Source organism: Glutamicibacter sp. M10, assembly GCF_025452055.1.
Classification (GTDB): domain Bacteria; phylum Actinomycetota; class Actinomycetes; order Actinomycetales; family Micrococcaceae; genus Glutamicibacter.
This window is the reverse complement of sequence record NZ_CP104918.1, coordinates 645,010-670,273: the sequence shown is the minus strand read 5'-3', so window position 1 is coordinate 670,273 and position 25,264 is coordinate 645,010. Positions and strand designations below refer to the sequence as shown.

The following is a 25,264-nucleotide window of genomic DNA, read 5'->3' as shown; positions in this document are numbered from 1 at the left end:
TTCGATTCGCAGGCAACGATTTTTGGAAGATTTCTTGTCAGGACAATTGGACAAGCAAACGATGCTGTCCAAATTTCCTAGTCATAGACCACTTTTAATCTCAGGATCTACAGTTGATCAGGAAGCAGGCATGGCGCGGAAAGAGGCCCCAAGCTTTAGATCACGCGGATTTTCACTCAAGGGATGCCCAAAGGCTCAACTTTCCTATATAGTTTGTCCTGTCAAGGCGACATATAACCACAAGGTCGCCGACAAGGAGCAATTGTGAGCACACCACTGAGCATCAAGATCGATCGATCTTCACCAATCCCCTCTACCACCAGGTAGCGCAGGGCATCGAAGGTGCCATCCGCGATGGTTCTCTCGCCTCGGGCACTCGACTAGAAAACGAAATTGAGCTGGCCCAGCGACTGCGATTATCTCGCCCCACCATTCGCAAGGCCATGGATGACCTCGTCCAGTCCGGACTCTTGGTCCGCAAGCGCGGTGTGGGAACACAGGTTGTCTCCAGTCAGATCCGTAGGCACCTTGAACTTTCGAGCTTGAATGATGACCTTGAGCGCGCCGGGAAGAAGCCTTCCACTACTCTGCTCAGCTTTGAACATATTCCGGCTCCAGAGCAGATCCAGGAATTGCTCTCCTTGCCCAAGGATGTTTCGGTCTATCACTTCACCCGTCTGCGTTCGGCCGGCGGCAGCCCGCTGGCCTTGATGGAAAACTGGGTACGCGACGACATTGTTGAGCTTGACGAAAAGTCACTGCGCGCCCATGGGCTATACGAACTCTTGCGTGATGCGGGTGTTAATTTCCGACTCGCACAACAGCGCATTGGTGCAACTACTGCCGATGATATCCAAGCGAAAGCCTTGGATGCGGAGGCCGGATCAGCCCTAGTCACCATGCAGCGCACGGCTGTTGATGACACTGGTCGCAACGTTGAGACGGGGTCTCACGTCTACCGCGCTGACGCATACAGCTTTGAAATGACCTTGGTGCAACGCTAAGCACCTGACACCGCCGTCGAAAGGACTAAGAATGACCGACTGGATCTACCCTGCAGGTTCCGCCACCGATGGAGAATGGAGCATCTCACTTGGTGCCCACGACTCCGCCACGCGCGTTGACGGCTGGGCCCATACTGGGCTCAAGGTGACCGAGCTGGCTGTCGGACAAACGATCCGGTTGGAGGCAGCGGGCGAAGAACGCATCGTGGTTCCACTCTCCGGTGAGTCATTCACCGTCAGCATTGACGGCGAGGATCATGTTCTCACCGGTCGCGCCTCGGTATTCGCGGGCCCCGCAGACGTGCTCTACACAGGCATCAATACGGCGTTGAGCATCAGCGCTCCACAGGGTGGCCGCGTCGCCATCACCCTGGCCCCGGCCAAAGAGTCGTACCCAACGCGTTTGATCAAGGCTGAGCAGACTCCGGTGGAACTGCGCGGAGCTGGCAATTGCTCCCGTCAGGTTCACAACTTCGGAACTCCAGCTGCCCTGGAAGCTGACCGATTTATTGTTTGTGAAGTTATCACCCCGGCCGGCAACTGGTCTTCCTACCCTCCACATAAGCACGATGAGGAAAAAGAAGGCGAGACTAGCCTCGAGGAGATCTACTACTTCGAAACTCAGCTAGCCCGAGATATGCCAGCCCCACAGGAAACCGACCCCGTGGGATATGCCCGCGTCTACGCCTCGGACGAGCGTCCCATCGACGTTAATGCAGAGGTTCGCACCGGCGATGTTGTCTTGGTTCCCTATGGCTGGCACGGTCCAGCGATGGCGGCCCCTGGTTACGACCTCTACTATCTGAACGTTATGGCTGGGCCCGGACGAGTCCGAGACTGGCTCATCAGCGATGACCCACACCACGGCTGGATCCGCCAGACCTGGGACTCCCAGAGCATGGATCCACGCTTACCGTTTGGCCCCTCAGCGTAGTCCACAAAGTCAGACAGCGAAGCGGCGGTTACCGGTTGTCCCGGTAGCCGCCGCTTCGTTCTGTCTATTAGCTGGTGTGCTGCACCAGTGGTTCAAAGGCTTGAGCGAAAGCCGCAAGAGCGCCTTCGGAATCCGCACTGGCATAGGCTTCCATGCCGATTGGGCCGGAATACCGTAGCTCGGCTAGTGCCTTGGCTACGGCTTGATAATTGATCTCCCCGGTGCCAGGCTCGCAGCGTCCTGGAACGTCCGCGACCTGAATCTCGCCAATATAAGGGCTGGCCGCACGCACCAGTTCGATGAGGTTCCCCTCGCCAATTTGCGCATGATAAAGATCAAGCATCATCTTGACGTTGGGGTGATCAACGGCCTTGACCAGTGCCAACGTGTCTTTAGCTCGCCCTAGTGGGATGCCGGGGTGGTCAAGAATCGTATTCAGATTCTCCAGCATAAACGTCACGTTATGCTCCGCACCCAGACGTCCCAATTCTTCTAGGGTTTTCACTGCGGTCAACCACATGTCACCAGTAGCGCGGAACCGCGGGGTTGCTGCTTGGCCGTCAACGAGCTGGGCCGAGTGCACCACCAGACGATTAATGCCTAGTTCTTTGGCTACCGGGATCAATTCTTTGGCGGTGCGTACTACTTCGTGCGCACCGCTTGCATCGCACAAGCTACCTTCGCTGTAGCCTGTCATGGAGCCGAAGCGAGCGCCGGTGGCCGCTAAGGCTGAAAGGTCTTTATCTCGGATATCCCAGAGTTCAATTTCAAAGCCGGCTTCATCAAGTTTTTTGACTCGCTCCAGCAGCGGTAGGTCCAGGAAGACCATTTCCGCGCAGACTGCTAGCTGCGCACTCATGCGTTCACCGCGAGTCGAGTTGCTGACTCAAGCTTGACCGGAAGCCCGGTTTCGGAAGACTCTAAGGCGGCCAGTGCTACACGCAGGGCCGCACGAGCATCGGTGCCCGTTGGCACAGCCAGAGCCGCATCGGCACTGCCTTCGCGCAAGCCACGAATCTTGCGGGTGAAGATCGAAAGCTGATCACGGTAGGCCTGAGCGAAGAGTTCAATGTTCAGTCGCTCGGTCGGAGCGTGGGCACCTTGAGCGTCGAAGCTTGAAGCTGCTACCTGTACCGGATTGCCTGCCTGAACCATGCCCTTGGAACCGAATACTTCTCCGCGGACGTCGTAGCCGTAGCTGGCTGAGAAGTTCGCTTCAGCCACAGCGATCGCGCCGTTGGAGTAGCGCATGGTGACCACCGCGGTGTCCAACAATCCGGTGTCACGGTGCTCTGGTGCAACCAAGGCGTCGGCCATGACGTGAACTTCTACAACTTCGGCACCCGGGTTCAGCCAGTTCAAGGTGTCAAAATCGTGGATCAGCGTCTCGGTGAAGATCACGTGGGAGCGGATCTTTGCGGCATTGGGCAATCCACCGGCCACTTCTGGGTCACGGGTCAGCGAACGCAAGAGCTGCGGGGTGCCGATAGCACCGGAATTAACCTGTTCTGCGGCGGCGGCAAAGTCCTGCGAGAAGCGTCGGTTGAAGCCGATCTGCAGCAAGACACCAGCGTCATCGACAGCCTGCAGTGCGCTATCAAGGTCAGCCAAGGCGTGGGCAGCTGGCTTCTCGCAGAAAATGTGTTTGCCAGCTGCTGCGGCCTGCGCGATCAGGGACGCGTGGAAGCTTGAAGGCGCGCCGATGACCACGGCGTCCACGGTTTCGTCAGCAAAAACATCGGCGATGTCTTCGGTGTAGTTGGTGCAGCCGAGTTCCGCGGCCAGTTGTGCAGCGCGCCCTGGTGCAGGATCAGCGACAACATGCAGCTGTGCGTCGGGCAGGTATTGTGCCACGGTGCGGGCGTGGAATGCGCCGATCCAGCCGGTACCGATGACGGCAATACGCAATGGCTGGGCAACGGTTTCTGGCAATGATTGGTAAGCCATGAAGATTCTCCTAGAACGTTCTAGATATGGTGTTCAGAAAAATCATGGCACACTAGATAGCAGGTGTCTATAACGTTCTAGAAGAAAGTTTGACCAATGCCCTCAAACTCCGCATCGCGGCCGCCCAAACGCCCAACACTTACGGATGTCGCCCGCGCTTCCGGAGTATCGGTCGCCTTGGCCTCGATCGTGATGCGGGGCGCCGAAGGGGCCAGCGAAGAATCAAGGGCCAAGGTCAAACAGGTAGCAGCAAACCTCGGCTATCGCCCCGACTCACGCGCGAGATCGCTACGCAGTACCCGTAGCAGGACGTTGGGTTTGGCGCTTGCACTCGGCGAGCCTCTGCACGCAGAGCTGGCAGACGCACTGTACGCCCAAGCAGACGCTCATGGCTTCGAAATCATCTTGGGCGCCACCGGTAAACACCGTGACGAGCGCCGGGTACTGAACACCCTGATCGACGCGGGCGTTGAGGCGGTAATTGGCGTCTTCCCAGAACTCCCCGCCGCTCAACTCACCCAGGTCTCCAAGCAGCTTCCGGTGATCAGTCTGCTGCGTAAGGTCAAGGGCCTGCCCTCGATCATCACCGACGAAGCTGCAGGCATTAAGCAGCTAGTTGAGCACCTGGTAGCACTGGGTCATACTCGCTTGCTGCATCTCGATGGCGGTTCCGCTGTCGCAGCCCGGCAGCGTCGTGATGCTTTTGTTGCCGCCGCGGCAAGCGCCAAGGTTCAAGCCCAAGTCTTAGTGGCCGGAGCAGATGAAACTACCGCTTTCCAGGCCCTGCATGACTACCTAGAGCAAACACCAAGAACACAGTGCGCGTCAGCGGTTTTGGCTTTAATGACCGTGCAGCCTTAGGGGCCCGGCAGGCGATCGATCTGGCAGCTCTACAGGTTCCTGCACAGATCAGCTTGACCGGTTACGACGACAGTGAATTCTCCCGACTGGCGCACGCAGATCTGACCAGTGTCCGGCAGGATGTCACAGCGTTGGCGGAAGCAGCAATCCACGCAGCTTTGAATGCTTCAGGCAAATCCAGCATCCACGCTCCGCAACTCGTGGTACGCGGCAGTACAGGCGAACGGCGGCCATGACAAAACCAAGCTCGCCACTTACTAGTGACGAGCTTGGTTTTGGTTATCTCGCAAAAATCAGTTTGGGATTATCCGTCTGCCTGCGCTTTGACCAGATAAATAGCGCCTGTGGAGACATCCTCCTCCAGGTCTTCCAGCGAGCGTCCCCGGGTTTCGGGAACCTGAGTGGCTACGAAGATCAACGCTACGACGCCAATGCCAGCAAAGAGGAAGAATGAGCCGGTGATCCCGACTCCTGAAATCAAGGTAGGGAAGTAGAGGGCCAGGAAGCCGTTGGTAATCCAGACAAAGAACACCGAGATTCCAATACCCAGACCACGCATGTGTAGTGGGAAGACTTCAGCTAGCCAGACCCATACTGCAACGTTTAAGAAAGTCTGCATCGAGAGCACAAATGCCACTACAAGGATCATGATCACGATTGGCCTTGCGGGGTTTCCAACAGGAAGTAGCATTCCGGCAAACGCGACCAGCAGGTGACAGATGGTGGTGAGCGACAAACCGATTACAAAAGTCTTTCGGCGGTCGATCAGATCCATATTGCGTAGCGCAATCACGCCACCAATAACGGCTACCGCACCAAATGCGATGTTCGCCAACACAGCCTGCTCTGCAGACATGCCCGACTCTTCAAGCACGCGGGTGCCGTAGTACATGATCGAGTTGATACCAGTGAGCTGCTGGGCCATACCGACGCCGATGCCGATCAGCAGAATGCGTCGCAGCCATTTGTTTTCCATGATGGCTTTCCAGCCAACCTGCTTATTTTCCTTCTTTTCCCGCTCGGCGATAACTTCCACCTCGTGGACCTCGGCCAATGCACGTTCAGGTGAACGGACCGTTTTGAGAATGCGCAAGGCTTCAGCATAACGACGCTTTTCAACCAACCAACGAGGTGATTCCGGCATGCGCAACATTCCGAAGAATAGTGCAACCGCTGGCACCGCGCACACCGCAAACATGATGCGCCAGATGCCATCCACATGCCCCAGGGTCACAGCGAGGATCGCGTTAACCACAAAGGCCGATAGCTGTCCGATGACGATAGCCAGCTCATTGCGGCCGGTGATCGAGCCACGGATTTCGTACGGGGCAAGTTCTGCTAGGTAAACCGGGACCACCGTTGAGGCACCGCCAACTGCCAGACCGAGCAAGATGCGGCCAGAAACCAACACCGCAAAGCCCAGTGGTGAGAACGTGCCATAGTCGGCGGACGCCGGCGATAAAACAACCAAAAGCGTTCCGCAGAGGAACATCCCTGCAAGCGCCATGATGACGCGGCGGCGTCCCACGGCATCGGCGATGCGGCCGCAGGCCAGCGCACCAACAGCGGCCGCGAAGACCAACGAGCTAATGACAATACCGACTTGGAAAAGGCCAAGCCCTAGCTCTGCTGCCATTGGGCCCTCGGCACCGTTGGCTACGCCGGTGTCGTAACCGAAAAGCAGTCCGCCGAAGCAGGCAACAATGGAAATCAAGCCGAGTCGTTTTGAATGTGGCCCCTTAGTCAGGGGCGGTAGACTCGGCGCGGTGGATGCAGCTTGCGCACTGGACATGAAAACTCCTTTGGTTTGCTCAAGCGAAGGATTAGCCGACCCAATCTCGGCCGTCGGATCATCGATGATCCAATCCCCTTCGCTCGCTCTGACAAGGTGCTGCTTCGCATCATCTTGGTCCCTGCCATATAAACTGAAAGTGATGGGCTTCACAGCCCATATGTAAGGACAATACGTCATCAGTGTTGGACGAGCAAGCTTTTACGCCTATTTGTCCTAACAAATACTCGCTCGTAACTTTTCAATCCTTTCCTGCGTCGCTCATGCACTGAACAAACACAGGTCAACATTGAGTTGTGAGAGAGTCATTCACTCTTCGACTCCGTTTCAGACGTCAGTTAAATGACATGAACCGAACCTGTTATTAGGTTCGGTTCATGTCATGAGAGCACTTCTCTATACGAAAGATATCACTTTATGAACGTGCCGACTGGGCGGCAGCGACTCGGGCGCGCATCTGCTCCAACTGGTACTTGGAGACTTCAATGGCGTTCTCGTTCTCAGCAAAAACGCTAGAGACCATGACACTGTCCTCGCGGTCCGTAAACCCGTTGTCCACCAGGCCAGAGAAGAACTCATCCCAATTCACATCACCATCACCAATTTTCAGGTGCTGGTGCACACGTACAGCATTGCCCGGAGGATTGGTGATGTAGCGCAGACCGTGCGAAGCATGGTGGTTCATCGTGTCAGCCACGTGAACCACACGAAGCCGGTCCCCCACTGTCTTCATAATCTCCAACGGCTCATCCTTCATATGGAAGGAATGCGAAGCCACATAAACAAAGGACAGGTTCGGCGAATTGACCCCACGGATCACACGCCACGCAGCCAAGCCTTCTTCCACAAAGTCATCCGGATGCGGGTCAATGGCTACGTTGATGCCTTCGCGCTCAAGGATCGGTACGATCTCCTCCATGGAACGATAGAACGCAGCCTCGGATTCTTCGGCTCGTTCAGGTCGCCCAGTGAACTCAGTGTTCATCTGGTTCACACCCAGATCAACGGCAATCTGGATGGCACGCTTCCAATACCGCACCGCAGTTTGGCGCAAGTTTTCATCCGGCGAGGACCAGCGCAGCACCGGCAATACTGACGCAATCCCAACACCCGTGTTTTTGCATTCCGCCGCTAACTTCGCCACCAAGTCATCATCCGCTTTTGGATGAGTGAAGAATGGAATGATATCCGCGTGCGGGGTCAACTGAATGTAGTCATAACCTAGGTCCGCGGCCAGCTTCGGGAATTCCAGCACCGAGTGCGAGGAATGAAATGGAGTTGGGTCCAATGCATATTTCATGATGCCCCTAGTTGTAGAGATCCGGCTTGGAGTTCAGCTTAACTTCTACCTTCTGGCCCGAGCCTTGGGCTTCAACGCCTGCTTCGCAGCAGGCCGCAGTAGCGTAGCCATCCCATGCACTAGGACCGCCAAGCTCACCAACCAACGCAGCATCAACCCACGACTGAATCTCAGTGTCGTAGGCGGCACCAAAACGTTCTTCAAAGCCAGGGGTAATCTTTCCGCCCCACTGACCTGCGGTTCGGACATAAGGGCCAGCGTCATTGCCGATGGAGACAATACCGTCTTCAAAGGACGCTTGTGTTGCTACCTCGTAGCCGAACTTTGCGTTGACGTAGATCTCCACGTCAGCCAATACCCCTGACGAGGTTTCGATCAACACATGCTGAGGATCATGCTGACCATTCGGGGCATTGCGGGTGGCCTTGCCCAAACGCACCTGCACCGAGGTGATCTCTTCACCGGTGAAGTAACGAATAGCATCAAACTCGTGAACCACCGAGTCATGGATCAGCATCTCGTTGGTGAAACCTGCGGGGGTGGAAGGGTTACGGTGCTGGTGGTGCAATACCAGTAATTCGCCTAGGCTCTCCTGCTCAACAACCTTACGCAGTTGCTGGTATTCCGCGTCAAAGCGACGCATGAAGCCCACCTGAATACGCTTTCGACCAAGCTTCGCTTCGGCTTCAACAATCTCCCAGGAGGAAGCAGCATCAGGGGTTAACGGTTTCTCGCACAAGACCGGAATATCGGCCTCAAGCACAGTCAACAATGCATCGTGGTGCAGGAAGCCCGGGGTGGCCAGCAGTACCGCATTCACGTCGCCATCAGCGAGCGCAGCAGCCAAGTCGGTGTAGCCCTTGGCTCCCGGGATGCCTTCGATGGCAGCATTAACACGATCAGTGTCGATATCAACAACAGCGGCCACTTCAGCCCCTGAAATACGGTGGTGGATCCGCTGAATGTGGTCAGCGCCCATGCGTCCGGCTCCAACGACGGCAACGCGCAGGATTTCTGGCACGATATGTCCTTTCAAAAGTTCTTTTTAGGTGAAGATTGCTTAGACGTGACTACGGGAGCCGCAGCTCAGCAGGTAATCGCGGGTGCGCGTGGCAATAGGCAAAGGCACCGAGAAGTCAGCCACCGGGTACATGTCCTGTTCAACAATGCCGAAGATCGGACGGCCCAGCTTCTCAACTTCCTTCAAGACCTCGTTGAGATCAGGTAGTCCGGAAGGTGGCTCGCACATAACCCCGGCCAAGTTGGCAGCAGCCCAGGTCATGTCCTGCTCACGGACCGTGGCCAGAATGTCTGGGTTGATCTGCTTTAAGTGCAGGTAACCGATGCGCTCCGGGAAACGACGGATCAGATCCACGCTGGAAGCTCCACCGTATTCGGCGTGACCGGTATCCAAGCACAGGTTGGTGAACTGCGGGTCGGTCAGTTCAAGGAACTTCTCGATATCCGGCTGACCACAAACGTGTGAGTCGGCGTGAGAGTGGAACTGCTGCTTCAGGCCGTACTCTTCAAACAGAATCTTGCCCAACCGGTCATGCCCCTTAGCCAGAGCATCCCACGCGGCGACGTCCAGAGTTCCAGACTCTAGTGCCTGCCCGGTGACGTCATCACGCCACATCGCCGGAATCACCACCATATGTTCACCGCCCACAGCGGCAGTCAGCTCTGCTACTTTACGGGCTGGCTCCCACGCTTCTTCCCAAGCCTTCGCGCTGCCGTCGATCCCGCGGTGGAAAGCGGTGAAAACGGTACCGGCGCAGACGTTGAGGTCGCGAGCGGCCAACTCGTCAGCGAGCTGAGAGGGGTCGGTGGGCAGGTACCCGTACGGGCCCAGTTCAATAGTTTTGTAACCAGACTCGGCCACCTCATCAAGGAAGCGCTGCCAAGGGGTCTGCTTTGGATCATCGGCAAACCAGACTCCCCAGGAGTCCGGCGCAGTTCCGATGGTGATGTTTTGTGCCATGGGATAAACCAGAATCTTTCAATACTCAGTGCCGATGCCGACCGATTACTGGCCGGCATCGGCACGAAGGACAATTATTTTTGTGTGCGCAAACCTAGTTGGAAGGGAAGCTGTACGAGGCGGTGGACTGCTGTGTTGGTTCTGGCCAACGCTGCGTCACGGCCTTGCCTCGGGTGTAGAAACGCACACCATCTGGGCCGAAGATGTGGTGCTCACCGAACAGCGAATCCTTCCAGCCACCGAAGGAGTGCCAAGCCACAGGGACTGGCAATGGAATGTTCACGCCCACCATGCCCACCTGGATGCGGCGGGTGTAGGTGCGGGCGTGAGCTCCGGAGGAAGTGAAGATCGCGGTGCCGTTACCGTAAGGGTTGGCGTTGACTACTTCAATGGCTTCTTCCAAGCTATCTACACGCAGGACCACCAGTACCGGGCCGAAGATTTCTTCGGTGTAGGCGCTCATTTCGCGGTTGACCTTGTCGATGATGGTTGGGCCAACAAAGAAGCCGTTTTCGTGGTCCTTGACCACCAGGTCGCGTCCGTCGATGACCAGTGCTGCACCGGCCTGTTCTGCCTCGCCGACGATCTTCTGCAGGCGTGACTTGGACGCTGGAGTGATGACCGGGCCCATATCCGCCTTCTCATCAAGACCGTGGGAGACGTTAACTCCGCGGCCACGCTCAGCCAGCTTATCGACCAAAGCATCTGCTCCCTCACCCACGGCGACAGCCACGGAGATGGCCATGCAACGCTGACCGGCGGAGCCGAATGCAGCGGCGTTGATGTGATCTGCTGCCAAATCCATGTCGGCATCTGGCATGACTACGGCGTGGTTCTTCGCGCCACCCAAAGCCTGTACTCGCTTGCCGTACTTGGTAGCGGTCTCGTGTACATACTTGGCGATCGGAGTGGACCCAACAAAGGAGATTCCATCGACCTCTGGGTGGGCTAGCAAACCATCTACGGTTTCCTTGCCACCGTGCAGTACCTGGAAGACACCGTCGGGCAGGCCTGCCTGCTTGAACAGATCGGCAATCAGCATGGAAGCCGATGGGTCACGCTCGGATGGCTTCAGGATGAATGCGTTACCGGCGGCGATGGCTACCGGAGCCATCCACAATGGCACCATGACCGGGAAGTTGAATGGGGTAATACCGGCAACAACACCCAGTGGCTGGCGGAAGGAGAAGACGTCAATTCCGCCGGCTACCTGATCCGAGTAGTCGCCCTTCAGGGACTGGGAGATACCGCAGGCAAACTCCACTACTTCCAATCCGCGGCCGATCTCACCGGCGGCGTCGGAAAGAACCTTGCCGTGTTCGCTGGTGATGATGCGTGCCAGCTCATCGGTGTGCTCGCCGAGCAGCTGCTGGAAGCGGAACATGATCTTGGTGCGCTTGGCGATCGAAACTTCGCCCCAGCTATCTGCCGCGGTGCGAGCTGCCGCAACAACCTGCTCCAGGTCTTCGCTGCTGGCCAGGTGTAGCTGGCCGGTGATTTCACCGGTGGCTGGGTTGTAAACCGGCTGGGTCTGGGTGCCGGTTCCTGCCGATGGGGCACCGTTGATGTAGTGCAAGATTTCTGCGACGTCAGTGGCGATAGTAGTCATTGCTTAGATCCTTTGGTCTTGAGGTTTATGGTGTGTCTGCGCTAGCCCAGTAGGGGCTTTTGGCGAGACTTGTTGTTGGTGTAGTTCTTGTAGGCCTCGGTGGTGCTTTCAAGTTCAGCAACTTCACTGACCGGCACATCCCACCAAGATTCACTCGATGGTGCATCGGCGTACAGGTCGGATTCGATGTGAATCAGGATCGGGCCCGAGCCTTCGGGTGCTGCCTTGGCCTGGGCGATGGCCGCCGACAGATCCTCGATGGCATCCGGTCCAGGGGTAATCCTGATGACCTTTACACCCAGGGATTCGGCGTTGGTCGCCAGATCGATAGGCAGGGTTTCGCCTTCATCAAAGCTGTGGCTTGCAGAATCCAAGGTGCGGTATTTGGTACCGAAGCGCTGGGATCCTAGGGACTCCGAAAGTGCACCGATGGAGGCATAACCGTGGTTTTGGATGAGTACGGTGATGACCTTCAGGCCCTCGGCCACCGCGGTGACCAGCTCGGTGTGCATCATCAGGTAGGAGCCATCGCCCACCATGACCACCACGTCGCGGTTTCCTTGTTCCCCGCGCTCGGTTTCGGCCTGCACTGCACGCTTAATTCCTAGTCCACCAGCAATTTCGTAGCCCATGCAGGAGAATCCGTACTCCACGTGGTAGCCGAATGGATCGCTCACTCGCCACATTTTGTGCAGGTCTCCGGGCAGGGAACCCGCAGCGCACACTACAACGTCGCGTGAATCCATGGCTTCGTTGACTGCACCAATGATCGCGTTCTGGCTGACCAAGGGGCTCAGTCGTTCGGCGAAGGCTTCATCAACGGTGGCATTCCAGCGCTGCTTTTCGCTGGCGGTCTGTACTTCCAAGGCACCCTCAACGCGGTATCCGCTCAGCGCTTCGCGCAGTGCGATCAGTGCCTTGCGAGCATCTGCCACTACTGGCAGAACGGTGCCGTGCTTGTAGGCATCAAGTGCGGCCACGTTGATGTTCACAAACTTCACATCAGGGTTTTGGAAAGCGGTGCGGCTGGCGGTGGTGAAGTCTTCGTAGCGGGTGCCGATACCAATGATCAGATCCGCCTGTTCAGCCAAGGCGTTAGCGGCGGTGGTTCCGGTGGAACCGATAGCACCCAGTGAGTACTTCGAATCCCATGGCAGCACACCGACTCCGGCCTGGGTATTGCCTACCGGGATGCCGGTCGCTTCGCAGAATGCGGCCAGTTCCTCGGTAGCAAAGGCATAGAGCACTCCGCCGCCGGCAACAATCAGTGGGCGCTTGGCCGCACGGATCATCTTGGCAGCTTCGGCAATGTCCTGCGCCTCAGGCTCTGGGCGACGAATCTTCCACTCACGTTCAGCAAAAACTCTTCTGGGAAGTCAAAAGCTTCGGCCTGCACATCTTGAGGCAACGAGATGGTCACCGCACCGGTTTCTGCCGGATCAGTGAGCACCCGCAGTCCGTGATGCAGGGCGCTTGCTAGCTGCTCGGGACGGGTGACACGGTCAAAGTACTTGGACAGCGGACGGAAAGCGTCATTAACGGTGATGTCATATCCGTGAGGCATTTCCAACTGCTGCAGTACCGGATCCGCTGCGCGGGTGGCAAAGGTATCGGAAGGAAGCAACAGCACCGGCAAACGGTTAGCCGTAGCTAGGGCGGCACCGGTGAGCAGGTTGGAGGATCCTGGGCCGATGGACGTGGAGACCGCGTAGGTGGCACGGCGGCGGGTGTGCCGTGCGTAGGCAACAGCCTGGTGCGACTGCGCCTGCTCGTTACGGCCCTGGTAGTAAGGCATGAGGCTTGGATCCTTGGCCTGACACTGCTTCAGTGCCTGGCCTACGCCTGCAACATTGCCGTGACCAAAAATGCCAAACATGCCAGGAATCAGCCGTTCGCGGTACTTAGTTCCGCCAATGGTATCCACCGTGTACTGGCGGCCGAGGAATTCCACCACTGCCTGTGCGACGGTCATTGTGCGTGTAGTCATCAAGCTTGTCCTTCTGCGTTTGCTGCAGTTGTGCTGTTGTTCAGTAGTGATGCGGCGGTGGCCACGGCGCCTGCTACATCCCCGTCTTCGGGATAGAGCAGGGTTCGTCCCACGGTCAGTCCCTGCACCGAAGGTAGGGCTAGGGCCTCTTGCCACGAGGCGAAGATTTCGTCCGGTTGACCGGCTGGGTCCCCGCCAAGTAATACGGTAGGCAAGGTGGTAGCGGCCATAACGCGTTCCATTTCCTGGACCACTGGAATCTTCAGCCAGGTGTAGGCACTGGATGCCCCGAGTCCGGAAGCAATGCCCATGGACTTGATCACGGCGTCTGGGCGAAGGTCGTTGACTACCTTGCCCTCCACCCGTTTGGAGATGAAAGGTTCCACCATGGCCACCAGCTGGTGCTCGGCCAAGTCGGAGATTGCGTCGGCCGTAGCTTGCAGCGTTTTTACGGTGTCCGGATCTTCGTAACTGATCCGAGTGAGCATCTTGCCACCATCAGCGCCCAGTGCGGCCAGTGCCGCAGCGCTATGTCCGGTGAAGCGATCATCAATCTCGTTCACCAAGCCGGTCAGTCCACCGCGGTTCATTGATCCAAAAACCAATTTGCCCTCTAGTGCCCCAAGAAGCAGCAGGTCATCGAGGATATCTGGCGAAGCGAGCACACCGTCACAAGCCGGGTTCTGCAAGGCGATCTGCAGTCGGTCCAAGAGCTGGCGGCGGTCTGCCATGGCGGTGGCTCGCTTGCCCACCGAGAGGGCACCGCGGGCCGGGTGGTCGGCAGCGATAATAAAATTCTGTCGCCCCAGTACCGGGCCGGCGTGCTTCTGGCGTAGCTGTGCTGCCCGAAGAACTGATGCCGGATCTTCTAGTCGCTGGCGGGTGATGGATTCGTAGCGGCGTGGATCTTCAAGGTCCACACTCAACTCGGGTGCCTGTTGCATGACTAGACCAGGTCTTTCTGGGAGGTGGGGACGGTGCGGCCACGCTCGGCCAGCAGTGCGTTAACTTCTTCTGGGTTAGGCATCGCATCGGAGCAGGCGACCTTGGAAGCCACAATGGCTCCGGCCGCGTTGGCGAAGTCCAGTACCTGTTCTAGTGGCCATCCGGAAAGCAACCCGTGGCAGAAGGCTCCACCGAAGGAATCTCCCGCGCCCAGACCGTTGGCGGTCTGTACCGGAACCGGTGCGGAGACCACACGTTCGGTGCGGGTTTTAGCCATCACACCTTCTGGGCCGAGCTTGACGACGGCAATCTGCACACCTGCGTCCAGCAAGCGGTCGGCCTGCTCATCCGGGGTTCCTGCGCCAACGGCCACCGTGCATTCGGTGTCGTTGCCGATGGCTACGGTTGCTGAGGCCAAAGCCTGGGTGACCTGTTCACGAGCCTGTTCTACCGAATCCCAGAACATTGGGCGGTAGTCCAGATCCAAGATGGTGAACTGGCCTTCACCCAGGGATTCAACCGGCCGAGCTTCATAGGCTGCCAGCTGTGCGCTGCGTGATGGTTCACGGCTCAGGCCGGTGACGGTGCTCCAGAAGATCTTGGAATTTTTGACCGATTCAAGGTCAATGTCGCTGGTATTGATGTTCCAGTCCGGAGCCATCGGGAAGCGACCGTAAAAGTACAGTGGGAAATCATCTGGTGGCAGGATTGCGCAGAAGGTCACCGGAGTCTGCAGGGTTTCATCGCGAGTTACCTGGGTGCGGTCCACGCCATAGCGGTCCAGTTCACGTTCTAGGAAGGTGCCAAAGTCGTCATCACCAATCTTGGTGACCACGCCGGCAGCACGTCCGTGCTGTGCAGCAGCTACCGCGACGTTGGTGGCGGAACCACCGAGGTACTTGCCGAAGGAGGTCACGTCGGCAAGGCCGACACCGATGTCGTTCGGGTAAACATCAACACTGATGCGTCCGAGGGTCAGTACGTCGTAGTTCACGCGGATCGACGTCCTTTCGAGCTTGAAGTTCTATATGCCGGTGCTCCGTTTTTTCTCGATGTGAGGGGAAGCACAGTTATTACTTTGCATCAAAACCCTTTGGCCTGTCAAAGGTTTGTACTGACATATTTACAAGTTAACTTTGTCCCACTTTGAGTTTCCCCGGATTTTCAAGGAAGTTAGCCTGTTTGGACGAAAAAATTACGCGTAAAACAACCTAGGTCAGCAACGTCTTGTGTTCAGAAGCCTCGATTCTCGGCCCCGCCCAGGGTGTGCCGAGAGCGCAAAACCAGCAACCTGACCCAGCAAGGCAGCCAGTCACAATCAGCTGCCTATGTGCCAAGATTTGCAAGAAGTAGCCCTCAGGCGAAAACACTGACCCGACCCTAACGCTAGGCTCTTAACGAGAAGACCAGTCAAACTTCAGGAGGCACTGTGGCAGCAGAACGCCAACGAGCGACCATCTATGACGTCGCCCAGGCCGCGGGTGTCTCCAAATCCCTCGTGTCTTTGGTGCTTCGCAACTCGCCCAGCGTTTCGGCCCCGCGCCGCGAGGCGGTGCTTGCCGCCATCAAGGAATTAAATTACCGCCCCAGCCAAGCCGCCACTGCCCTGGCCGGTGGTACCAGTCAGACCGTTGGTGTGGTTATCGATGACTACACCAACCTGTGGTTTGTTGAATTGCTGCGCGGCCTGCAGGAAGGGCTAAGTAGCGCCGGATTGCGCATCGCAGTCTCGGACCGCACGCTGAACGCGCACGTAGAATCCGATCCACTCGAAGGCTTCCTCAGTACACGGGTTGAGGCTTTGGTGCTCGCCACCGAGCCCACACCCGCCATGCGCTTTCCTTCGCACGTTCCGGTGGTGGTGGCCGGTAACCGCGAAACCCAGGTGCCCGGAGCCGATGTCACCGCGAGCGATGACCAACTCGGCGCACGCCGCGCCATCGAGCATCTCATTTCGCTTGGGCACCAGCACATTGGTCACGTAGGTGGCGGTGGCGGTGCCTCAAGGCTCAGGCGCGCCGGATACCTGGAGGCCATGCAAGCCGCCGGGCTCAGCGCGCAGGTGATCACCACGAGCCCGCAAACCACCGAAGCCAGTGGTTATCAGGGCACTATTGAACTCTTAGATCAGGCTCCGGCCACAACCGCCATCTTGGCCGGCAACGATTCGATGGCCATGGGCGCCCTGGCCGCGGCCCGCGATCAGGGACTCTCGGTGCCCGAGGACTTATCGGTGATTGGTTACGATAACTCGCCACTATCCGACACGCATCTGTTGCGACTGACCACGATGGATAGCCGCAACCGCGATCTTGGGCTTCGTGTAGCGCAGCAAGTGATCTCTCGACTGGCTGATCCCAAGCGCGAGGCGCAAAGCGTTTCGATGGAGCCCACGCTGATTGAGCGTGGCACCTGCGCCGCACCTCGAACCCGCTAAATAATTCTTCTCAGCCAACCACTTGACCGCCGTCCGGATTCGCCTTTACACTTTTTGGAGCGCTCCAAAATATTCCATGAACAACTTTCACACAGGAGAATTCCGTGACAAAAGCCATCGGCATTGCCGTCATTGGCGCCGGCATGGCCGGGCTGTCCCACATCGCTGGATACCGCACTGCACCAACCTTCTACAGCTCCGACTTGCCACCACTTCGCTACGTTGCCGTAGCTGATGTGAACACCGATCTCGCGGCCAAGGTCGCCAAGCGTTACGGCTACGAAAAGGCCCTCAGCTCCTGGCAAGAGGTGGCCGCAGATCCAGATATCGACGTGGTCTCAGTAGTTATTGCCAATCGTTTCCACCGCGAAGCAGTTGAGGGTCTGCTGGCTGCCGGCAAGCACGTTTTGTGCGAAAAGCCGCTGGCTGACACCCTCGAAGAGGCCGAAGCAATGGCCCTCGCGGCCCGCAACGCCAACTCCGTGGCTCGCGTTGGTTTCACCTTCCGCCGCACCCCAGGCATCGCCACAATCCAGAACCTCATCGCCGATGGCACCCTGGGCAAGGTTCTACATTTCTCCGGCCGTTACTGGACCGACTACGGTCACAACCCACAGGCCCCAATGAGCTGGCGCTTTAAGGGCGAGCCAGGCTCGGGCGCACTGGCCGATGTGGGAAGCCACTTGGCCTACGTGGCCGAATTCTTGGCTGGAGACATCCTCTCGGTCAGCGGCGGCCAGCTGAGCACCAGCATCACCGACCGCTTCCTTCCAGCCGGCGCCGTCACCGGCCACGATCTGGCGGAACTCAGCGAGACTTCTGAGCCAGTGGAAAACGACGACTACGCAGCGTTCAGCGTTCAGTTCGCTGGAGCCTCGGGCAGCTTGGAAGTTTCCCGCGTGGCAGCCGGTCACCCCAACACACTGAATTTCGAGGTCTTTTGCGAAAAGGGCGCCGCACGCTTCAGCCAGCTGCGTCCCTCGGAAATCGAAATCATGCTCACCGAGGGTCCCTCGGCAACCAACGGTTACCGCACCGTGAACCTCGGCTCGGAGCATGCCTACATCAGTGGCGGTCTACCAATGGACGCACCAGGTGTTGGCTTTGGCCAGAATGACGCCTTCGGCTACCAGGCCCGCGCCTTCCTCGACGAGGTCGCCGGCCTAGAGAACGCCCTTCCAACCAACGCATCATTCGACGAGGGTGTGCACAATATGCAGATCCTGCAGGCGGTCGTGCAGTCCGCTACCCACGACGGAAAGAAGGTTTCGCTGTGAAACTCGGTGTCTACAACGCAATCCTCCACAGCCACCCGCTGACCGAAGCACTCAAGGTCATAGCCGACCAAGGGCTCACCGGAGTTGAGCTGAACACTGGCGGTTTCTTGCCACCAGTACACGTGCCAAATATCGATGAGATCTTAGAATCCGATGACGCTCGTGATGCTTTCCTCGCTCAATTTGAAGGCACCGGCGTGGAAATTTACGGACTGAATTGCAACGGCAACCCGCTGCACCCCAACCGTGAAATCGGCGAAAAGCACGCCGAGGACATCCGCCGCTCCATCAAGTTGGCGGCTCGCCTAGGTCAGACTCGTGTGGTCACCATGTCCGGACTGCCCGCTGGAGAGCACAACGGCACCAACCCAAACTGGGTAGTTAACGCCTGGAATTCGGCAGCCTTGGACCAGTTGGACTACCAATTCGGGATCGCTGCTCAATTTTGGAAAGAAATCGACGAGCTGGCTGTTGCCCACGGAGTGAAGGTCGCCTTGGAGCTGCACCCGCAGAACCTGGTCTTTAACCCTGCAAGCTTCCGCGAGCTACTTAAGCGCGCTGGAACCAGCAACATCGGCATTGAACTAGATGCCTCACACCTGTTCTGGCAGCAGATGGATCCGGTGGCCGTTGTCCGTGACCTCGGCCAGTGGGTCTTCCACGCAGCGGCCAAGGATGTGCGCATCAACGCCAATGCCGCGGTTCAGGGCGTGCTGGATAACAGCTTCCGCAAGTTGGGCGAAGATGAGCCCCGCACCAACCTCGGTGGCGACGAGTGGGCTAACGAGTGGCCAAAGAACTCAGCCTGGGACTTTGTGGCCTTGGGCAAGGGACATGACACCGCGTTCTGGACCGAATTCCTGCGTGCTTTGCACGAGGTGGATCCAGAAATGATGGTGAACATCGAACACGAGGACACCGAACTCGGTGCCGTTGAGGGGCTGGAAGTAGCGGCCAAGGTGCTGATCGAGGCCGACGCAGCCCTAGAAGCCTCGCTGACCAAAGCTTCTTAATAACCTTTCGCTGGCACAAAGAAGCCCGGAATTCACGTGGTGAATTCCGGGCTTCTTTGCGTCTGTACTTAGACGGTGCGAACTACGTTTTCGTAGCCAAAGCGAGCCTTTGGTGCACCGATTTCGCCTTCGGCTGGCTGACCAATGTTGACTACAAGGAAGCTCTTCTGGTCACCTTCCGGGAAGAAGGAAGCGTCGATAGCCGAGAAGTTAGCACCGGTCATTGGGCCCACTGCGAAGCCAAGGCTACGTGCGGCCAGCAAGAAGTAGCCTGCCTGCAGGTGAGCGTTGTTGTTGCCGGTAGCGGCGGTGAAGTCAGCGTCTGCGTCGTACATGGCCTTAGGGGCGTTGTAGCCTGGCAGGAAGTTGTCCCACTGTTCGTGCCATGCGGTGTCGTAGCTGAGGATTGCTACCAGTGGAGCGGCGGCGGTCTTGGCCTGGTTACCGTGAGCCATAGCGTCAACCAAGGTGGCGCGTGCTTCAGCCGAACGTACGTAGGTCACGCGAAGTGGCTGGGAGTTGAAGGCGGTTGGGCCGAACTTTGCCAGTTCGTAGATCTCCTGCGCCTGAGCTTCGGTGACTTCACCGGTGAATGCGTTTGCGGTGCGGGCTTCGCCAAAGATGGTGTTGATGGTCGCTGAGTCGACCTGGTTTTCCTGGGATGCAACAGTCATGAGATGACCTTTCGGTTCGGCCCGCGCGCCGGGCATTGGGCCGGTACCGGACAGAGGATCTTGTCTACCGTGCACAACCAGCTGAGCTGATCACTCATTCCGCGAACTATTGTGTTTTGCAACACACCGCTAGGGCCTGCGCCCTACGGTTAGGGTGAAAGCGGCGTCTGTCCTGAACGAACTAAACGGCGGTGCACTAGCGCGCAGGCAATCGAGCACAGCGCGATAAACACACCAAAGTACGTCACCGCCATTGATTCGCCGCTGAGCTGACCAACCCAGCCAAGCCCTAAAGCACCCAGAGCAGTCAGCGCATAACCGAGCACCCAGAAGGCCGAACTGGCGCTGGCTCGGTGGCGCAATTCAATACGCCGCAAAACAATGGATAACCCGACCGGGAACAATGCCCCGTGACTAAAGCCAGCAACCAAGAGACCCAGCAGATAGATGCCAACGCCTAGATGCCCATCCACTCTCGGCGCCAGCGCGATGAACACCGTGCCAACAGCCAGCCCAGCAAAACCGAGATGAACTTTCTGGGCCACCAGCTTCCCGCCAATTTTCTGACCCGCCGTGGTGGCGACAAAAATCAACGAACCAATCAAACCCAATAACCGCAGGTCCGTAATGCCGAAGGCGCGGACCACCAGGATGGATGTCATTGCGGTGCAACCACCCATCACCGCGAAGCCTAGGGTCATCAATCCGCCGACACAGTAATCACGTAACGCGAAGCGGGGCACCAGCGGAAGGGTGAGCTTCAGTCGGTTTGATCGGTGCACCACGCTGTCGGGAATCACGCTCAAAGCGACGATGCACAACCCAGAAAGCACCGCATGAACGCTGAAGGCGATCATTGGAACTGCGGGGAAAAAGTAGGTCAAAAAGGCAGCCAGCGCCGGGCCGCTGCCAAGCCCCACCATATTGGCAACGCTGGAAATACTTGCGCCTCGTGCCGAGCTAGAAACCAAGTCAGTCAGATACGCGGTGGCCGTACCGGTCACCAATCCGGCACAGATACCGGAGAAGATGCGGGCAATAAAAAGCATGGGTGCATCGGTGGCCGTGGCATAAAGAATCCCGCTCGCAGCCGAGGCCAACAGCCCAAAAATCATGACCGGTTTGCGGCCTATGGCATCGGATAATGAACCAAAGACACACAGTACGGCGAGCACGACAACGGCATAAATAGCAAAGAGTTGAGTTGAGGCAGCGGTGCTCAGACCGTATTCATCTTGCAGGGTTGGATACAGCGCGGTGGGCATAGTGGTGCCACACATGGCGACCGCATAGGTCACCAAGACCAAAGGTAAGGACCAACCCCGAGCTCGGTTTGGCAAAGCAGGCCGCATCACGCCAATACCTCGCTCTCATGTTGCCTAACAACATGAGCCTAGATAAGACCTAATGTCCTGTCAATGTTTTCACTATTGTTGCTGATTAAACCGAGCTAGGTCAGCGGCTCCGATCAGGCCCGCTGCAGGGCCCAATTCGGCTTGTTTGATCTTTGCAAAGGGGCGGTATCCCCTACCGGAAAGCGAACGGCGGTAGGTTTCTTCGGCCGTGGCAACCAGCTGCTTAGAGGCAGTACCTAAGCCACCACCGATAACAATGGTTCCAGGATCCAATACGGAAGCCAGGTTGGAAATACCCAAGCCCAGCCATTCCCCCATATCTGTAATCAGGTCGCTGCAGGCAGGATCACCTTCCGCAGCCAGGCGAGTCACCGCGACGCCGGTGACGGCCTCCGGGTTATCGCCCACCGCTTCGCGCAGGCGGAAGGCCACCGGCGACTTACTGCGCACCAGCTCGGCTCCTTCGCGGCCTAGCGCGTTGCCTGAGGCGTACTGTTCCCAGCATCCTCGGTTACCGCAAGCGCAACGATGACCGCCGGGAACTATCACCTGATGGCCAAATTCGCCGGCAATGCCCGACTTACCTCGGTGGATTTGGCCTCAAGGATCACCGCACCGCCGATGCCGGTTCCCAGAGTCAGGCACACCATGTCGCTTTCTCCGCGGCCAGCACCAAATCGGTGCTCGGCCCAGCCAGCGGCATCAGCATCATTAACGAGGGTGATTTCGTGACCCACTAATTGCATCAAGCGGTCCCGCACTGGCTCATTGCGCCACGACAAGTGCGGGCTAAAGAGTACGTTTTGTCCCTTACGGTCCATCCATCCGGCAGCCCCGATACCTACTGGCAACCCTTCGTCATCGTCAGAGAGCTCCCGAATGACCTCGGCCAGGGCACGCTCAATGCCGGCTACGTCATGATTAGGGGTCTCACGATAGATCTGACCGGAGACAGTTCCTGCTTCATCCACGAGGGCTGCAAGAATTTTGGTGCCACCGATATCAACGCCGATGGAAAGATTTGCTGGACTCACAATTTTCCAGCTTAGACCCTATAGCGATATCCGGGGATCAAATGTGCTGTGCTCAACTGCTCACACGCACCGGCGCGGTGCTGGCGCGATGAATAAATCGGGTCGGAACGATGGAGGTACCCGGCTTTTGCTCACCGGTGCGTAGCTGTTCCAAAATCGCTGCCACACTGCGCCGACCCACCTCGGCAAAGTCTTGATGGATGGTGGTTAGCGGAGGTGAGTAAGCGGGGGTATCTGCCGAGTCATCAAACCCGACAACGCTGAGATCCTCGGGGATCCGGCGACCTGCTTCGGCAGCCGCACGATACAACCCCAAGGCCATCTGGTCATTGGCGCAGAACACCGCGGTGCACTGCGTGTCAGCCACGAGGGTGCGGCCAGCTTCATACCCGGAGGCAGCGCTCCAGTCTCCGCGCACTATGTCCTTAACTTCAAGCCCGGCCTCGATCAGGGTTTCGCGCCATCCGTCCACACGTCGCTGCGCTGCGTAGGAGGATTCCGGTCCTGCGAGGTGGCGGATGGTGGCGTGCCCAAGTTCAAGCAGGTGACGTGTTGCTTGCCGTGCACCGTCAGCCTGGTCGGTATCGACCACGGTGTAGGCATCACCCGCGTCGGAATCCACCACCACCGTGGGCACGCCGGGAGGCAGTACCACCTTGGCGCGATCGAGCAGGTGAACCTCGACAATGACCGCTACCGCGTCAACCGCCAGCTCTTCCAGGCGCCCAAAAGCATGCTCCACGCCGCTTTGGGTTGGAAGGTCTACCGGAATCAGGGTGACCGCATAACCAGCTTTGGCCGCTGCGACAGAAATCGCCTGAATGGTTCGATGATTACCCACTGCTTCGAGTGAAAAGGTAATGACCCCGATGGTGTGAAAGGAGCCCAGCTTCAGTGCCCGAGCGGCACTGTTGGGCCGGTAACCCAACTCATCCATAGCCTTGAGCACCAGTTCCCGGGTTTGCGGAATGACACCTTGATAGCCATTGGAAACCCGTGACACCGTCTGAGCCGAGACTCCGGCACGACGCGCCACGTCCCCCATGGAAACATGGCGCTTTCGTCCCCCACGGGGGCTTTTCCACTAGTCATAACTCAAAGATTACCGTCGAAAACATTTTTAAGGGTTGGCGTAACGCAAATCACACTTTAGGATGTTTACGTAAACATCGCCTCGCCTACTTACGGCGAATGGGCCGAACTAAGGATCTACATGAGCAATACCATCACGACGCCAACGGCTCACACGCCACCGTCCTCACCGGGTGCACCAGTTACCCCGAGGCGGCGTCGTCAACGCACTTTCGCAACACGTACGAGGTGGACCGGCTGGGGATTTCTCGCCCCGTTCATGGCCGTCTTCATTTTGGTATTCATCGCACCGATCATCTACTCGATCTACCTGAGCCTGTTCCACACCCAATTGGTTGGCGGCACCTCCTTTGTAGGATTCGACAACTATGTTCGTGCCTTTAGTGATCCAGTCTTCTGGGGCGGGCTGCTGCGAGTTTCCCTGTTCCTGGCCATCCAAGTTCCCATCATGCTGGGCATCTCGTTGCTCGTGGCCTTAGCCGTGGACTCCGGACGACTTTATGGGTCGGATTTTTTAGAATTTCCATCTTCCTGCCCTACGCCGTTCCCGCGGTGGTCGCCAGCTTAATGTGGGGCTTCATGTACGGCAGGCGCTTTGGTCTGGTCGGGCAACTCAACGAGTTCTTCGGGTGGGACATCCCAGACTTACTCGGTCCGCAGATCGTCTTGGCTTCCATCGGCAACATCGTGACCTGGGAATTTGTCGGCTACAACATGCTCATCTTCTACGCAGCGTTGCGTGTCATCCCCTCCTCGCTGTATGAGGCGGCAGCCATCGACGGAGCTGGCCAGTGGCGAGTGATCACCGCCATCAAGATTCCAGCCATCCGCGGCGCACTGGTAGTGGCCACGATCTTCTCGATCATTGGCAGCTTCCAGCTGTTCAACGAGCCGAGCATCTTGCAAGCCTTGGCCCCGAACGCCATCACCTCCACCTACACCCCGAACCTCTACGCCTACTCACTGTCCTTCTCCGGACAACAGCAGAACTACTCAGCCACCGTGGCCATCATCATGGGTCTAATCACCATGGTGATCGCCTACGTTGTGCAGCTGCGTGGCATGCGGAAGGACGCCTAAGCATGGCTTTAACAACTCTGCGCCCCGCAACGACGCGCGGCCGCGGGAAACTGGAAACCCCCAGTCAGCCCAAGCGCAACCTACTGCTGACCATCGTGACCGGCATTGTGTTGGTGTATTCGCTCATTCCGCTGATCTGGCTGCTGATCAATAGCACCAAATCTCAAGCCGATCTCTTCTCCACCTTTGGTCTCTGGTTTGGTCACGACTTCAACTTCTTTGAAAACCTCACTCGCGCACTGACCTACGACGATGGCATTTTCCTTCGCTGGCTGGGCAACACCCTGCTCTACGTTGTGGTTGGAGCCGGCGGTGCCACCCTGCTGGCAGTGCTCGGCGGTTACGCACTGGCCAAGTTCAACTTCCCCGGGAAGAAAGCCGTATTTGCCATCGTTATTGGCGCGGTTGCCGTGCCGGGTACCGCATTGGCCGTTCCGACCTTCTGGATGTTCAGCCGTTTAAGCCTGACCGATACCCCGTGGGCAATCATCATTCCCTCGCTGATCTCACCTTTCGGCCTGTACCTCATGTGGTCCTTTGCCAAGGAATCCATTCCCGCAGATCTGATGGAAGCTGCACGCATCGACGGTGCGAGCGAATTCCGTACCTTCTGGCAGGTCTGCCTGCCACTACTGGCCCCGGGTACCGTCACCGTTTTGCTCTTCACCATGGTGGCCACCTGGAACAACTACTTCCTGCCGCTGATTATGCTGCGTGATTCCGATTGGTTCCCCTTAACTCTGGGACTGAACCAGTGGAACTCGCAGGCTGCTACCGCTGGCGGCCAAGCAATTTTTGATCTAGTCCTCATGGGCTCACTGCTGACGATCGTCCCACTGATCATCGCCTTCCTCTTCCTCCAGCGCTACTGGCAGTCCGGCCTCTCGGCCGGCGGCGTCAAGGAATAACCAACAAAAAATACCGAGTTTTTCAACCCATCGA

19 protein-coding genes and 4 pseudogenes are annotated in these 25,264 nt (G+C 57.7%); 9 read left to right on the top strand and 14 right to left on the bottom strand.

The annotated features are described in order from the left end of the window. The first annotated feature begins 264 nt into the window (after nt 1–264). Together N6V40_RS03320 and iolB are read left to right on the top strand one after the other, a co-directional pair. Nucleotides 265–1,004: pseudogene (locus N6V40_RS03320) on the top strand (GntR family transcriptional regulator). A gap of 31 nt (nt 1,005–1,035) precedes the next feature. Then, nucleotides 1,036–1,938 (top strand): 5-deoxy-glucuronate isomerase, encoded by a 903-nt coding sequence (gene iolB, locus N6V40_RS03315; RefSeq protein ID WP_131089554.1) that lies wholly within the window; start codon nt 1,036–1,038, stop codon nt 1,936–1,938. A gap of 67 nt (nt 1,939–2,005) precedes the next feature. On the opposite strand, the gene N6V40_RS03310 is transcribed toward iolB, so the two are convergent. Together N6V40_RS03310 and N6V40_RS03305 are read right to left on the bottom strand one after the other, a co-directional pair. Beyond that, complete coding sequence (locus N6V40_RS03310; RefSeq protein WP_262199000.1) at nt 2,006–2,797, bottom strand: TIM barrel protein; 792 nt, start codon at nt 2,795–2,797, stop codon at nt 2,006–2,008. Then, a complete protein-coding gene (locus tag N6V40_RS03305) occupies nt 2,794–3,885 on the bottom strand; it encodes a Gfo/Idh/MocA family oxidoreductase (RefSeq protein ID WP_131089556.1) in 1,092 nt (363 codons plus the stop codon). Before N6V40_RS03305 ends, N6V40_RS03310 begins: the two co-directional genes overlap by 4 nt. Before the next feature lie 96 nt (nt 3,886–3,981). On the opposite strand from N6V40_RS03305, the gene N6V40_RS03300 reads away from it, so the two are divergent. Both N6V40_RS03300 and N6V40_RS03295 read left to right on the top strand, forming a co-directional pair. After that, the gene (locus tag N6V40_RS03300) at nt 3,982–4,746 is read left to right on the top strand and encodes a LacI family DNA-binding transcriptional regulator (protein ID WP_262198998.1); all 765 of its coding nucleotides are present in this window, start codon (nt 3,982–3,984) and stop codon (nt 4,744–4,746) included. Continuing rightward, on the top strand, nt 4,704–4,982 hold the full coding sequence (locus N6V40_RS03295) for a substrate-binding domain-containing protein (protein ID WP_262198997.1): 279 nt from the start codon (nt 4,704–4,706) through the stop codon (nt 4,980–4,982). The genes N6V40_RS03300 and N6V40_RS03295 overlap by 43 nt, the downstream gene beginning before the upstream one ends. A 68-nt stretch (nt 4,983–5,050) precedes the next feature. Here the strand turns inward: N6V40_RS03295 and N6V40_RS03290 are convergent, their stop codons facing one another. From N6V40_RS03290 to iolC, 8 genes and pseudogenes are all read right to left on the bottom strand, one after another. Next, nucleotides 5,051–6,583: a sugar porter family MFS transporter gene (locus N6V40_RS03290; protein ID WP_396268614.1), complete on the bottom strand. Its 1,533-nt coding sequence runs from the start codon at nt 6,581–6,583 to the stop codon at nt 5,051–5,053. 370 nt (nt 6,584–6,953) lie between these two features. Next, nucleotides 6,954–7,838 carry a sugar phosphate isomerase/epimerase family protein gene (locus N6V40_RS03285; protein ID WP_262198995.1) on the bottom strand — a complete coding sequence of 295 codons (885 nt, stop codon included), beginning with the start codon at nt 7,836–7,838 and terminating at the stop codon, nt 6,954–6,956. Nucleotides 7,839–7,845: 7 nt separating this feature from the next. Further along, the gene (locus tag N6V40_RS03280) at nt 7,846–8,859 is read right to left on the bottom strand and encodes a Gfo/Idh/MocA family protein (RefSeq protein WP_262198994.1); all 1,014 of its coding nucleotides are present in this window, start codon (nt 8,857–8,859) and stop codon (nt 7,846–7,848) included. A 39-nt stretch (nt 8,860–8,898) separates the two neighbouring features. Beyond that, nucleotides 8,899–9,819, bottom strand: a complete 921-nt coding sequence (locus N6V40_RS03275) for a sugar phosphate isomerase/epimerase family protein (RefSeq protein ID WP_131089561.1) — start codon at nt 9,817–9,819, stop codon at nt 8,899–8,901. 94 nt (nt 9,820–9,913) lie between these two features. After that, entirely contained in the window at nt 9,914–11,428 is a 1,515-nt protein-coding gene (locus N6V40_RS03270) for a CoA-acylating methylmalonate-semialdehyde dehydrogenase (protein ID WP_262198993.1), read from the bottom strand. Nucleotides 11,429–11,469: 41 nt separating this feature from the next. Beyond that, nucleotides 11,470–13,400 (bottom strand): annotated as a pseudogene (gene iolD, locus N6V40_RS03265) (3D-(3,5/4)-trihydroxycyclohexane-1,2-dione acylhydrolase (decyclizing)). A gap of 14 nt (nt 13,401–13,414) precedes the next feature. After that, on the bottom strand, nt 13,415–14,359 hold the full coding sequence (locus N6V40_RS03260; RefSeq protein WP_262198992.1) for a Cgl0159 family (beta/alpha)8-fold protein: 945 nt from the start codon (nt 14,357–14,359) through the stop codon (nt 13,415–13,417). 2 nt (nt 14,360–14,361) lie between these two features. Continuing rightward, entirely contained in the window at nt 14,362–15,354 is a 993-nt protein-coding gene (gene iolC / locus N6V40_RS03255; RefSeq protein WP_262198991.1) for a 5-dehydro-2-deoxygluconokinase, read from the bottom strand. A 435-nt stretch (nt 15,355–15,789) separates the two neighbouring features. Between iolC and N6V40_RS03250 the strand changes: the two genes are divergently transcribed. From N6V40_RS03250 to N6V40_RS03240, 3 genes are all read left to right on the top strand, one after another. Further along, on the top strand, nt 15,790–16,797 hold the full coding sequence (locus N6V40_RS03250; protein ID WP_131089564.1) for a LacI family DNA-binding transcriptional regulator: 1,008 nt from the start codon (nt 15,790–15,792) through the stop codon (nt 16,795–16,797). A gap of 104 nt (nt 16,798–16,901) precedes the next feature. Then, nucleotides 16,902–18,074 carry a Gfo/Idh/MocA family protein gene (locus N6V40_RS03245; protein WP_262198990.1) on the top strand — a complete coding sequence of 391 codons (1,173 nt, stop codon included), beginning with the start codon at nt 16,902–16,904 and terminating at the stop codon, nt 18,072–18,074. Beyond that, nucleotides 18,071–19,087, top strand: coding sequence for a sugar phosphate isomerase/epimerase family protein (locus tag N6V40_RS03240; protein ID WP_131089566.1), 1,017 nt, complete (start codon nt 18,071–18,073; stop codon nt 19,085–19,087). Before N6V40_RS03245 ends, N6V40_RS03240 begins: the two co-directional genes overlap by 4 nt. A 68-nt stretch (nt 19,088–19,155) precedes the next feature. Here the strand turns inward: N6V40_RS03240 and N6V40_RS03235 are convergent, their stop codons facing one another. The 4 genes and pseudogenes from N6V40_RS03235 to N6V40_RS03220 form a co-directional block, all read right to left on the bottom strand. After that, the gene (locus N6V40_RS03235) at nt 19,156–19,761 is read right to left on the bottom strand and encodes a malonic semialdehyde reductase (RefSeq protein WP_131089567.1); all 606 of its coding nucleotides are present in this window, start codon (nt 19,759–19,761) and stop codon (nt 19,156–19,158) included. A gap of 149 nt (nt 19,762–19,910) precedes the next feature. After that, nucleotides 19,911–21,113 carry an MFS transporter gene (locus N6V40_RS03230; RefSeq protein WP_242632560.1) on the bottom strand — a complete coding sequence of 401 codons (1,203 nt, stop codon included), beginning with the start codon at nt 21,111–21,113 and terminating at the stop codon, nt 19,911–19,913. Nucleotides 21,114–21,188: 75 nt separating this feature from the next. Beyond that, nucleotides 21,189–22,087, bottom strand: a pseudogene (locus N6V40_RS03225) (ROK family protein). A gap of 115 nt (nt 22,088–22,202) precedes the next feature. Beyond that, entirely contained in the window at nt 22,203–23,195 is a 993-nt protein-coding gene (locus tag N6V40_RS03220) for a LacI family DNA-binding transcriptional regulator (protein ID WP_262198989.1), read from the bottom strand. A gap of 168 nt (nt 23,196–23,363) precedes the next feature. On the opposite strand from N6V40_RS03220, the pseudogene N6V40_RS03215 reads away from it, so the two are divergent. After that, nucleotides 23,364–24,322, top strand: a pseudogene (locus N6V40_RS03215) (carbohydrate ABC transporter permease). Nucleotides 24,323–24,324: 2 nt separating this feature from the next. Next, a complete protein-coding gene (locus N6V40_RS03210) occupies nt 24,325–25,230 on the top strand; it encodes a carbohydrate ABC transporter permease (protein ID WP_262198988.1) in 906 nt (301 codons plus the stop codon). Nucleotides 25,231–25,264 lie beyond the last annotated feature (34 nt).

Bases quoted from the DNA above. Each gene is read 5' to 3' on its own strand.
- iolB (WP_131089554.1), top strand. From the start codon at position 1,036: ATGACCGACTGGATCTACCCTGCAGGTTCCGCCACCGATGGAGAATGG.
- N6V40_RS03310 (WP_262199000.1), bottom strand. From the start codon at position 2,797: ATGAGTGCGCAGCTAGCAGTCTGCGCGGAAATGGTCTTCCTGGACCTA.
- N6V40_RS03305 (WP_131089556.1), bottom strand. From the start codon at position 3,885: ATGGCTTACCAATCATTGCCAGAAACCGTTGCCCAGCCATTGCGTATT.
- N6V40_RS03300 (WP_262198998.1), top strand. From the start codon at position 3,982: ATGCCCTCAAACTCCGCATCGCGGCCGCCCAAACGCCCAACACTTACG.
- N6V40_RS03285 (WP_262198995.1), bottom strand. From the start codon at position 7,838: ATGAAATATGCATTGGACCCAACTCCATTTCATTCCTCGCACTCGGTG.
- N6V40_RS03275 (WP_131089561.1), bottom strand. From the start codon at position 9,819: ATGGCACAAAACATCACCATCGGAACTGCGCCGGACTCCTGGGGAGTC.
- N6V40_RS03270 (WP_262198993.1), bottom strand. From the start codon at position 11,428: ATGACTACTATCGCCACTGACGTCGCAGAAATCTTGCACTACATCAAC.
- N6V40_RS03260 (WP_262198992.1), bottom strand. From the start codon at position 14,359: ATGCAACAGGCACCCGAGTTGAGTGTGGACCTTGAAGATCCACGCCGC.
- N6V40_RS03235 (WP_131089567.1), bottom strand. From the start codon at position 19,761: ATGACTGTTGCATCCCAGGAAAACCAGGTCGACTCAGCGACCATCAAC.
- N6V40_RS03230 (WP_242632560.1), bottom strand. From the start codon at position 21,113: ATGCGGCCTGCTTTGCCAAACCGAGCTCGGGGTTGGTCCTTACCTTTG.
- N6V40_RS03220 (WP_262198989.1), bottom strand. From the start codon at position 23,195: ATGGGGGACGTGGCGCGTCGTGCCGGAGTCTCGGCTCAGACGGTGTCA.
- N6V40_RS03210 (WP_262198988.1), top strand. From the start codon at position 24,325: ATGGCTTTAACAACTCTGCGCCCCGCAACGACGCGCGGCCGCGGGAAA.